The sequence below is a fragment of the Pseudomonas sp. Lb2C2 genome (genome assembly GCF_052112205.1).
GTDB classification, from domain to species: domain Bacteria; phylum Pseudomonadota; class Gammaproteobacteria; order Pseudomonadales; family Pseudomonadaceae; genus Aquipseudomonas; species Aquipseudomonas kilonensis.
Window position 1 is genome coordinate 549,796 of sequence record NZ_JAUTYW010000004.1, and the last position, 11,665, is coordinate 561,460.

At 58.7% G+C, this 11,665-nt stretch carries 6 protein-coding genes and 2 pseudogenes; 4 read left to right on the forward strand and 4 right to left on the reverse strand.

The features are described 5' to 3' along the window. Nucleotides 1-72 precede the first annotated feature (72 nt). Both Q7F16_RS14480 and Q7F16_RS14485 read right to left on the reverse strand, forming a co-directional pair. Nucleotides 73-2,520, reverse strand: a complete 2,448-nt coding sequence (locus tag Q7F16_RS14480) for a glycosyltransferase (RefSeq protein WP_046064646.1) — start codon at nt 2,518-2,520, stop codon at nt 73-75. Between the two features lie 147 nt (nt 2,521-2,667). Next, a complete protein-coding gene (locus Q7F16_RS14485; protein ID WP_046064647.1) occupies nt 2,668-3,486 on the reverse strand; it encodes an ABC transporter permease in 819 nt (272 codons plus the stop codon). A gap of 183 nt (nt 3,487-3,669) precedes the next feature. Here Q7F16_RS14485 and Q7F16_RS14490 point away from each other — a divergent pair. The 4 genes and pseudogenes from Q7F16_RS14490 to Q7F16_RS14505 form a co-directional block, all read left to right on the forward strand. After that, a pseudogene (locus tag Q7F16_RS14490) lies at nt 3,670-4,893 on the forward strand (ABC transporter ATP-binding protein); the annotation flags it as partial. Between the two features lie 138 nt (nt 4,894-5,031). Further along, nucleotides 5,032-6,393: pseudogene (locus Q7F16_RS14495) on the forward strand (polysaccharide pyruvyl transferase family protein); the annotation flags it as partial. Next, a complete protein-coding gene (locus Q7F16_RS14500; protein WP_041475847.1) occupies nt 6,387-7,073 on the forward strand; it encodes a 2OG-Fe(II) oxygenase in 687 nt (228 codons plus the stop codon). The pseudogene Q7F16_RS14495 and the gene Q7F16_RS14500, both read left to right, overlap by 7 nt. Further along, the gene (locus tag Q7F16_RS14505) at nt 7,066-9,231 is read left to right on the forward strand and encodes a glycosyltransferase (protein ID WP_409557258.1); all 2,166 of its coding nucleotides are present in this window, start codon (nt 7,066-7,068) and stop codon (nt 9,229-9,231) included. Before Q7F16_RS14500 ends, Q7F16_RS14505 begins: the two co-directional genes overlap by 8 nt. 519 nt (nt 9,232-9,750) lie before the next feature. Here Q7F16_RS14505 and Q7F16_RS14510 read toward each other — a convergent pair. Both Q7F16_RS14510 and Q7F16_RS14515 read right to left on the reverse strand, forming a co-directional pair. After that, nucleotides 9,751-10,587 carry an NAD-dependent epimerase/dehydratase family protein gene (locus tag Q7F16_RS14510; RefSeq protein WP_409557257.1) on the reverse strand — a complete coding sequence of 279 codons (837 nt, stop codon included), beginning with the start codon at nt 10,585-10,587 and terminating at the stop codon, nt 9,751-9,753. A 25-nt stretch (nt 10,588-10,612) separates the two neighbouring features. Then, complete coding sequence (locus tag Q7F16_RS14515; protein WP_082098025.1) at nt 10,613-11,557, reverse strand: glycosyltransferase family 2 protein; 945 nt, start codon at nt 11,555-11,557, stop codon at nt 10,613-10,615. Nucleotides 11,558-11,665 lie beyond the last annotated feature (108 nt).

Sequence of the window (11,665 nt, forward strand, 5' to 3'; positions counted from 1 at the left end):
CTTGTTCGATTCATTGTGGCGAGGGGATAAATCCCCTCGCCACAAATTCATCTGCTGCGCATGCAGGGCTGCTTATACATCTCGGTACGTGTGCGGGACCCAGGATCCCCACTTGCTTTCGTAGATCGCCCGGTTCTTTTCGAAAAGTGCCTGTTTTTTCCTTGCGCCCAAGGCGTTGAACGAGGCGGACAGGTGGTGGTGCACGAAAACGTCTTCGGCACACACCGCGCGCATGCCACGACGCTGCACGCGACGGCAGTAATCGTCATCCTCGAAGAACCCCAGGCCATACTCTTCGCACAGGCCACCGATCTGCTCGTAGGTCGAGCGCGGGAACATCACGCAGAAAAAGGCCAGGGTGTTGATTTCGAACCACTCGCCCATACGGGCGCGGGTCATCTGCGCGGCTTCGGCGGGCATGTCTTCGATCCGGCCATAGCGGGTGCTGACTTTGGCCTCATTGCCGATGTTGTTGGTGATCGGGCCGATGATGCCGATTTCCTTGTGGTCCTGCAGATGGCGGATCAAGCCTTTGACCCAGCCGGCGGTGACGACCGTATCGTTGTTCAGGATGACCAGATAGTCGCCACTGGCCGCGGCCAGGCCCAGGTTGTTGCCGGCGGCGAATCCCTTGTTGTCCGGGTTGAGGATGACGATCCGGTCCGGATGTCCCTTGGCCCAGGCGGTGAGGTAGGCCGGGGTCTGGTCGCTGGAGTGGTTGTCGACGACGATGATTTCAAGGTTCGGGTATTGGCTCTGGGTCAACAGGCTGTCGAGGCAGGCCTTGGTCAGTTCGAGGTTGTTGTAGGTCAGCACCACGACGCTGACTTTGGGCTGGGGCAATGTCGCGATGGCATCGCGCAGGCTGGCGGCCCGATGCTGCCAGGTCTGGCCTCGGGCGAACGATTGACGAGCCTCCAATGTGGCGCTGGCCTCCGGCAGTGCCCCCAGGACACCGCGCAGGGTCGAGATGAACTCAGTCGGCTCTTCAACCGCCCAGACCAGTTTGCCGAACTGGCTCAACTCCGGCAGTTTCACCGACACCACCGGTTTCCCAGCGCTCAGGTATTCATAGACCTTGACCGGGTTGGTGGCGAGGGTCAACGGCATGACCTTGAACGGAAGCAGGCAAACGTCCATGGCGTGGAGGTAGTAAGGCAGGGCGGTATACGGGACTTCACCTTCCAGGACCACATTCGGGCAGGCCTTGAAGTGTTTTTTTGCCTGGACGATATCACTGCCGATCAACAGGATCAGGTGCTGCGGGAAGGATTGGGCGACCCGCTTGACCAGGTCCAGGTCGAACCATTCGGCAATGACGCCGTAGTAACCGATGATCTTTCTGTTGGCTGGGTCCCGGTAGACCCTGTCGGGACGTCGGCTGAAGAAACTGAACTCGCAGGCGTTGCGGATCACCTCGACGTTGCGGTTTTCCCGCTTGCCGTGTTGTTCGATCCAGTCGGATGTCGCCACCAGCAGATCGGCCCGGCGCATCAGGGCGATTTCCAGGTCGAGCAGTTCCTGGGCAACGTTGCCGAAACCTTCGTGATGATCCATGCAGTCATAGACCAGGGTGGCGTTGGGGATACGCCTGGCCAGCGGAAACCAGTAGGCGTGCTGGACAATGCAATCCGCGGCATCGACGTTCGCCGCTTCCAGGAGCATGGCCAGGCCTTCGCACAACTGGCGGATCACGGCCGCTGACGGCGGGGCATGATAGATGGCCGGTGCACCGCGTACCTTGAAACGGATCTGGAACAGCCGGTGGGAGCCTTCCAAAGGTTCTGCTTGGAAGCCGGGGGCTTCGTCGTCGATGAAATTGTTCGAGATATAAAAAGTCGTTTGTCCGGCCCGGGCCAATTCCTTGGCCAGGTTTTGTGGGCGTTGGATGCGAAAGTGCCAGTCAATCACGCCGAACATCAGGATCATGGGCTGCCCGAGGCTAGACGGTACGGCAACGTTTACGGGCGGTGGCAGAGTTTGCAGCGCAAAACCAGCGTCTGGCGATGATTCGCCCGGTGTTGCCTTGCCGGGTTTCAGCCAATTTCGAAGCCGACGTGCCAGTTTGCTTTTCTGCTGTGCGGTGAGGGGCAACCAGGCGTAGACCCGGCGCGATAATTTATACAATTGCTTGCGTATCGAATAACGCAGCGGTGCACGTTCGATGGCGTTGCCCCAGTCGGAAAGCTTGAACAACTCGGCTTGCTTGGCCGCCAGTTGGGCACGCAAATCCACTGCCCAATCGGAAAGCACGACAGCCTCTTTTTCCTTTGTCTGGATTAATGCCTCGGCGTCCTTGAGGCGTTGTTCGGCCAGCCGCAGTTGCTCGCGCAGCCGCCCGGTCTTGCCTTCCTGGAGCGATAGACGGGTGCGAAGCGCTTTCGAACCAACGTTCAGCTGTTTGATAAGCCGATCTCGATTCTCGATTTCCTTGACCAACTGCAAGGTTTCTATGGATCTGGATTGTGTTGAACGAGTCAGTTGGTCAATGCAATCAACAAGACGGTTGATCTGGTCCATGCGGTTTTCTGGTCCTTTGGTCAATACGGTAACGCACACTCGGTCTTTCAGGATCGATGTTTGCCTCAATCACCAGCCAGGCCCAGGCTCCAGCCGTGCCATGAATCATCATAGCGGTTGCTGGGCGGGGCGCCACGCAAACAAACGTCATATGACGTCGGCAAAGCCTTTGCGTGTCCTCTGGAACCAGGCAAACCCGGCGCAGGCAATCAACACGGCGATTACCGAGTAAGTGGCCAAATGCTCCCATTGCGGCGGCCTGCCCCAGAACAGGACATCGCGAACCATTTCCACTGGCAGCGTCAGGGGATTTGCCTGCAAGGCGGTCTGATAGTTTTGCGGAAGTGTCGAGCGCGGATAGAAAATCGGTGAGAGAAACAGCAGCGCGGTGATGATGATACCGATGAACTGGCCAATATCGCGCAGGTACACGCTTATCGAGGCGAGAAACCAGGAGATGCCCAGCGTCAGCAACACCAATGGAAACAGCACCAATGGCAGCAGCAGGGCGGTTAGCGGAGGTGGGCCGAACAGGACGATATAGAAGATCAGCCAGGCCACGACGCTGACAGCCATGTGGAACAGCGCTGCGCCAAGCGACACCAGCGGCAGGGTTTCCAGTGGGAACACGATCTTCTTGACGTAGTTGGTATTGGCCAGAACCAGGCCCGGCGCACGGCTCACGCATTCGGAAAACAGGTTGAAGACCAGCAGGCCAGCGAACAGCACCAGGGCGAATTCGCTCTTGGACTCACCGCCGCCAGACCAGCGGGCCTTGAAGACGACACTGAACACGAACGTGTAGACCACCAGCATGAAAGCCGGGGTGAAGAACGACCATAAAATACCGAGCACTGAGCCTTTATAGCGACCGATGACTTCTCTGCGGATCAACACGTAGATCAATATTCGATTGATCAGGACACTCCTGATCATGGCGGCGGGGGATGTGCGGAACGACTGCATTGGTGCTTGACCTCAAGACAATATCGGATGCTCCTTGAATCGCATCCCCATGGAGGGTAGGCCAAGTGAGGATTCATTCGCAGCTTTTTATCCCATCTGTGCTTAACTCATCCCCAGCACCCAGCGAAGGACTGATTCAGTAACGCCGCAATAATGGCCGTGATTCATGGAAGGGTTTTGCCGATGTCGTTTGAAGTGGCCATCTGCGCCGAAAACCTGAGCAAGTGTTATCAGATTTATGATGCGCCCAAGGACCGCCTGTTGCAGATGCTGGTACGCGGCAGGAAGCGTTTCTATCGCGAGTTCTGGGCCCTGGACAATGTTTCCCTGACCATCGCAAGGGGGGAGACTGTCGGTATCATCGGCCGTAATGGCAGTGGCAAATCCACCCTGTTGCAACTGATCTGCGGAACGTTGATGCCAACCCGTGGCCGTGTCCAGGGGCATGGCCGGATTGCGGCGTTGCTTGAGCTGGGGTCTGGTTTCAATCCAGAGTTCACCGGCAGGGAAAACGTCTATGTGAATGCGGCGGTGCTGGGCTTGAGCCCCGCGGAAATCGACGCTCGTTTCGATGACATCATCGCCTTTGCCAATATCGGCGACTTTATCGACCAGCCCACCAAAATCTATTCCAGCGGGATGCTGGTACGGCTGGCCTTCGCCGTTTCGGTCTGTGTCGAACCCGAGATCCTGATCGTCGATGAGGCCCTTTCCGTCGGCGATGCGTCCTTTCAATTCAAGTGCCTGAATCGGCTGGAAGAGCTGGCTGCCAAAGGCACGACGCTGCTGTTCGTCTCCCATGACATGAGCATGGTCAAGCGTTTTTGCCACCGGGTCATCTACCTGCGCGCAGGCCGGGTCGTTGCCAGCGGCTCGCCCGATGAAATGGCCGAGCTGCACTTGCTCGACATGCGTGACGAGCAACGGCGCTGGGCCAGTGGCGGCGTCATACCGGTTACACGCAAGGCATTCATGGGCGGGCAGGAGGGGATGGCCTTTGGGACCGAAGAGGGACACATCAGCGCTGCCTGCTTCACCAACACCCAGCAGCTTTCTTCCAGTTACCTGTATGGCGACGACATCGAGATCCGCGTCGAGGCGTTGCTGCATGAGTCGATCACTCAACCCAACATCAGCTTCACCATCCAGGAAGCGAGGCTGCTGGTGATTGGTGGAGGCAACTTCGCACTGCAACCGGGGCCCGTCGAAAATGGCTGGCGGCGTACAGCGATCACGGTGCGCTTCCCGGCCAACCTCGCCGAGGGGCGCTATCATGTCACGCTCAAGCTGTTGCACGGCGCGACGGAAGACACCTCGCAACTGATCGAGAAGCAGGTCGCGCCCTTGGCGTTCGACATGTTGCCGAACCACAAGAATTTCCTGGGCATGGTTGACCTGGGCTTGCAGAGGATCGACCTTCGACCGGTCGAGGCGCTTGCCAAGGCCTGCGGGACTCAAGGAGAGAAGGTTTTGACGCAACACCTGGACGAGCGCACGTGGCAGGTTGCTATATTCGGAACCTTTGACGTAGAGAACTACGGTGACCTGCTGTTTCCGATCATCGCCGAGGCTGAGCTGACCCGGCGCTTGGGTTCAGTCAACCTGCATCGGTTTTCCTATCACGGGAAAAACCGACCCGAATGGCCCTATGCAGTGACGTCGTTGACAGAGCTGCCTCATATAGCAGCCAGTCTGGATGGCGTGTTGATCGGTGGGGGGTTCCTGATCCGATTCGATAAAGTCGTTGCCCACGGCTATGGTCCGACAACCGCCAATATTCATCACCCTACCGGTTATTGGCTGACCCCTGCGCTCATCGCGCAGCAGCACGGGGTTCCGGTCATGTGGAATGCCCCCGGGATGCATTGCAACAGTATTCCCGACTGGGCCAGGCCGTTGTTGACGATGGCTCTTGAGCAAAGCCAGTACGTGCGAGTCCGTGATGGACTGTCACGCGATGCCCTCGGCGCGCTCACCCAGCAGGCCGAGATCGAAGTGCTGCCCGACACCGCGTTCGGCTTGCCCCGCCTGATCGATGAGCAGCAGCCTTCCACCGAGTTCGTTCGCCTGCGCGAGCAGGCCGGGCTGACCGGGCCCTATATCGTGATCCACGCCATTCATGTGGTGGAATCTTTTGTAAAACTGTTCGAAGACCACGCCGAGGCGTTCCAGGGCTATCAGTTGCTGGTGGTGCCGATTGGCCCTGTCCTGGGTGACGATCCGTCGGTCATTGCGGCGCGCCTGCCCCAGGCCATCACCCTGTCGTTCTGGCCAGAGCCGTTGCTGATGGCGGAAATTCTCAGCCAGGCCCAAGCGGTGATTGGCCATAGCTACCACTTGGCGATCACTGCTTTGGCGTTTGGCGTCCCGGTGTTCTGCTCGGCGGACCTGACCACGGGCAAGTACACGGCGCTGGCGGAGTTCGATTCACTTCATGCGTTGCCGGACGCGGCGACGGTCGATCCGCAATGGTTTCTAGCGAGGGTGGGCAAGACCCATCCATCGCCCGCGGCGCGTGCGGCGTCGGATCGGTTGGTCGAGCATTGGGACCGGGTCGCGGCAATCATTCGCCAGGGCAAAACCTCGTCCCAGCCGGTTTTGGGTGCATTTCTACAGCATCTACCCAACCTGCTCGAAGCCGCGGCCGAGGGGCGTTATCCCTTGCCGGCTGAATGTGCGGTAAGCCCGGCGGTGCCGGAGCCTGAGGTCATCGAGCCGGCGCCGGAGCCGGCAGTAGAGGTGCTTGCCCAGCAGCAACGGATTGCCCAGCTCAGTCAGCAACTGGCCCTCAGTGACGCCAGGATGCTTGAGTTGCAGAACTCCAATTCATTCCGAATGACCGCACCACTGCGTTCCATCGCCCGTGGTATCAGAAACCTGACAGCGAACAAGAACAGACAATGCTAGATCTCTCTCGTCTCACGCCAGCGGCGTTAAAGTCTCACCCGTTCTCATGGGCTGAAATCGGCCGTCTGTATTCGACCGAGGATGCCGCCGCGTTGGCGGCGACCTTCCCTCATGATCACTTCAAGACGGTGAGTGGTTATGGCGGAGAGAAAAATTATGACTATGAGGCGCGCGCCCTGGTGAGCATGGGCACTCATACCATCGCTTTCCCCGAAGAACTGAGCGAGGCATGGTTGAGATTGGCGCAGGATCTGGGCTCGACCGGCTATCGAGAGGCCATGTCGGAGCTGACCGGATTTGATCTGCGCAACGTGCCGATGGAGGTCAACGTTTTTCATTACGGTCCTGGCGCGAGCCTCGGGCCCCATCCGGACCTGCCCGATAAACTGGTCACTCATATCCTGTATTTCAATGAGTCCTGGGACCGCAACGACGGCGGTTGCCTGAACATTCTGCACCACAACGATCCCACTGCCGTGGCGGCCGAGATCGAACCCCTGGTGGGCAACTCGGCGATCCTGGTGCGCTCGGATAACTCCTGGCATGCCGTCACGCCCGTGGTGAGCGGCTGCCATTCCTCCCGCCGCAGCCTGACGGCAACGTTCTACCGACCGGGTTCCCTCAGTTCCATGTGGCCGCCGGGCGACAGCACTCCACTGCATGGATACCCACGTGCCTAAGCTCGACAGCACCTTGATCGACCGCGACGCCGCCTTGGCTCAAAGAGACGCGGCCATCAATGAGCGCGATATTGCCTTGGCGAAAGTCGACTTCCTGCAAAACACCCGTTCGTGGCGTTTCACCCGACCGCTGCGCTCGCTTTTCCGGTTGATGCGTTATGGTTTTGCCGCCACCCAGGAATTTCCCGAGACGGTTGCTGCAATCGTCTACCCGGCCGCACCGGAGCCGTTGCCGAACGTTGAGGTGGACGCTGATTTCGGCACGAAAGGGCGCCTGGACATTCTCTGCTTCGCGAACATCGAGTGGGCCGCCCGGTTCCAGCGGCCGCAGCAGTTGATGAACCAGTTTGCGAGCAATGGTTACCGGGTGTTTTATATCGTCCCCTCCAGTGTGCCGGAGCAGGGACAGCTCTATCGATTGACGTCAGTGGCACCCAATATCTTTGAAGTGGCACTGCAGCGTGAGGCGCAAGAAGCGTATTACGAAAAAACAGTGACGCCTGAGAATCATCAGGCTTTGCTGCTCGCCATGGCGACGCTGGTCGCCGATATGCAGATAAGAACCGCCCTCTCGGTGGTGCATATTGCTTACTGGAGCCCCGTGGCACTCAGCCTGCGAGCCATGCATGGCTGGCGCATTCTCTATGACTGCATGGATGACTGGGATGGATTTCCGAACATCGGCGAACAGCTGCTGAGCGAGGAAAAGACCCTGATTGCCCAGGCCGACCTGGTGACCGTTTCCGCTGCGTTGCTTTACCAGAAGTGGTGCGCCCACAACCCACGCTGTGTGCTGGTGCGAAACGCGGTGGATTTTGCTTTTTTCCGGCAGCACTGCTTTACCAATGATGTGCTGAGCGGGCTTGCCGGGCCTGTTATTGGCTACTACGGCGCCCTGGCGCAATGGCTCGATTATCCCTTGCTGGCGACGTTGGCAGACAGGCGGCCAGAGTGGAACTTCATCCTGGTGGGGGATATTTTCGTCGACGATCTGGCGGGCCTCGAGCACAAGCCCAATGTGCAGTTGCTAGGCCACAAGCCGTACGCGCAAATGCCGCTGTACCTGGATCATTTCGATGCGTGCCTGATTCCCTTCAGGCTCTACAACGTGACGCATGCGGTCGATCCGGTGAAGTTCTACGAGTACATCAGTGCAGGCAAGCCGGTGATCTCCACGCCTTTGACGGAGATGAGCATTTACAAAGACCTGTTGTACTTCGCAACCGGGGTCGATGAGTTCATCGAGCAGATCGAGCGTGCCTTGGCCGAGCGCGACCTGGCGCTGTACAAACGACGCGTAGAACTTGCCCGGGCCAATGATTGGAAAGATCGATTCGATAGCATGCAACAGGCTATCGTCGGGCTGTATGAGAAAGTCTCCATCGTGCTCGTGACGTACAACAACCTCAATCTGACGATTCAATGTGTAAATAGCATTCTGCGCAATACCACCTGGCCCAATTACCAGCTCATTGTCGTCGACAATGGCTCGGAGGATGGCACGGGCGATTATCTTGAACGCCTGCGCCAGGCAGTGCCGACCGCGAAGGTCATCCTCAACCCGGACAACCGAGGCTTCGCTGCGGCCAATAACCAGGGCTTGCGAGAAGCCGACGGTGACATCCTGCTGTTGCTCAATAACGACACGGTAGTGCCAGACGGCTGGCTGGATCCGCTGGTCAGGCATTTGAGCGACCCGAGTATCGGCTTGGTCGGACCGGTCACGAATGCGGTAGGAAACGAAGCGAAAATCGAAGTTTCCTACACCGACATTCAACAGATGCAAGATTTTGCAGACCGCTACACCGAAGCCCGCAAGGGGCGGTCGTTCGATATCTCGATGCTCGCCATGTTCTGTGTCGCCTTTCGCCGAGGCATTCTTGAAGAGGTGGGGTATCTGGATGAAGCATTCGGTATCGGGATGTTCGAAGACGACGACTACAGCCGTCGCGTGCAGGCGGCCGGCTACCGGACGGTCTGCGCCGAAGACGCGTTTATCCATCATTACGGGCAGGCTTCGTTCAGGAAGCTGATCGCCAGTGGTGAGTACCAGGCCCTCTGGGACAAAAACCAGGCGTACTTCGAAAGCAAATGGGGCGCTTGGCAAGCCCACGTTCATCGCGACGAGCCTGGGGTGGAGACAGGGGACAAGGGCTAGATCGCGACAAGGCCAGTACATCCAACATCACCGCAAACTGACACACCGCCATCGCGAGCAGGCTCGCTCCCACAATTGGATCGGAGTACGACCGAGAGAGCCTGGTCGGCTGTCAGGCCGCCTCGCGAGCAAGCTTTGCTCCCACAGTTCTGATGGGTGTACGGCCGGGAGAGCCAGGTCGGCTACTAGGCCGCCTCGGCGTGGACGTTGATCTCGGGCGCCCCGTTAACCACGCTGGCTGAACGAAGGTATTGCGCAGTGGGCAACCCGGCATGGATGCCGGGTTAGCCGCGCTGGGCCAAGGATGGCCCTTCGCGGCGGCCCACGGAGCAATACCTTTGTTCAGGCATGCCGAGCCTAGGCGAGGCACCGAGTGGTGGGGCAGGAGCGCTTTGGTTACTTTCGCGCTTTTCGAAAGTGACCCGCCGTAAGGGCGGAACCCTAAGTGGCCGTTACCGCAGCAACGGATATACCCCCGCCCCAGAGAAGAACCGTCCTGCCTATTCGCCCAAGACTATCTCAGCGCCCAGGCAAATCCTCACCCATCAGATGAAACGCCCTGGGAGCAAAACCAAGCCAATCACTGGCCGGCGAATGGTCAAACACCAAGTCCTCGTTCATCCGCGCCACCAGCGCACTTGAGAGATGTCGATAGCGTGGCAGACACCGCATGATCGAAACGCCCCGGCTTAATACCTGGGCAGGGAGGGGCAGCGTTCGCTCCGGACGTCCCATGGCCTGGAATATTCGCCTCACCATCGTGTGATAAGGCAAGCTTTCTCCCCCTGAGAGGTTGTAGCCACCACTGGGCAGGCCAGGCGTACTCATGGCGGACAGACACGCCTGGATCACGTCGCCAGCATGCACCGGCTGGCGCAGTCCGGTTCCGCCCCCGATAAGCGGGAAAAATCCGAAGCGTCGAATGAAACGTGCTATTTGCGAGATGTTCTTGTCGCGGCCAAAGCCATAGATCATGGTCGGTCGCAGGATCACCCATTCGATTTTCCGCTCGACCGCCCACTGCTTGAGCTGTTCTTCCGCGCCTATCAAGCGTTGCGCCACGTCCCGTTCTCGAGCATCGGGCGATGCTTGCTTGGAAAAACGGCTGGTGGAGGACAACACGATAACGCGTTTGACGTGGGTGCTGGCCAGGCGCTCCAAATAGTCGGGTAACACCCAGATAGGGGCAAATGACAGGAAGGTGTCCAGCGTCAGCCCGTGCCAGTCGTCAGCGTTTCGCCATGTCACACCGGGGCAGGGCACCTTGGGCAAGCTTCGAGTGAAGGCGCTCGTCGGGAGACCGGTTTGTGCCAGCAATGGCAGGGCGTGCTCGCCCAAGAGGCTGGAGCCGCCCAATATTCCTATCCGCAATTGAGGTCTCTTATCGTAGGTTCCATGCATGTTTAAACCGGGTAGCCGCGTGACGAAGGACCACCAGGCTGAATCGAAACCAGACCCCGATCACCACGCTGAACCATAGGACGGCTGGGTATTTTCGGCGGAAAAACTTGCGATAGAAACGCAGGAATCCCCGGTGTTTGTGCCATTCGACGAAATAGGGACGATGACGACTGCAACCACCGAATACATGCATCACCCGAGCATCCGGCACGAACAGCACGCGCCAGCCGGCTTGATGGAAGCGCATGCACCAGTCCAGGTCCTCGCAATGAAGGAAATAGTCTTCGTCCCATAACCCGACACTCTCGATCGCTTCGCGCTTGACCAGCATGCAAGCCCCGGAGATGGCCTCAACGACAATGGGGGTGCCGGGTAGCGGCTCCTTGTGCAATAAAAAGTCGGACAACAGCGATGGGAAAAGTGCTGAGAGCCGCGAAAGTCCGAAAGCCCGCATGAAGGCGCGTCTGGGGGTTGGAAATACCCGACGCCCACCGGCTTGCTCGCTGCCGTCCGGATTGCACAGGAACCCTCCGACCATGCCGATCTGCGGCGCGCTGCGCAGCGCCAGCAGCAAGTTGTCTATGGCATCGGCGGCCAGCACGGTGTCCGGGTTCAAGAAAAATAAATTGGGGGCCGCTGACAGGCGGGCACCTTGGTTGCACGCCACGGCGAAGCCGAGGTTGGCGGTATTGCGGACGATTTTAAGCGAGTCGCCGGCAGCGTGGGTTCGCTCCACCAGCATCAGGCTATCGTCGTGGGAGTCGTTGTCCACCACGATCACGCTCGAAGCGCCGGCGGCAAACGCCGCCCCTACACTCGCCAGCAACAGTTCACCGGCATTGTAATTGACGATGATCACATCACACTCGCCAAGTAGAGATGATGTGGTCCATTCATCCATAGCGAGCAGTTCCACTGCTTCCAACTTCATCACTCCCTGTACAGACCTGGATACGTATCGGATCGCAACTGCTCAGGTCTGTAGCTCAAGATAGCAGGTTCGCGGCCTTCGACCAGTTCCAGCGCTGATGTG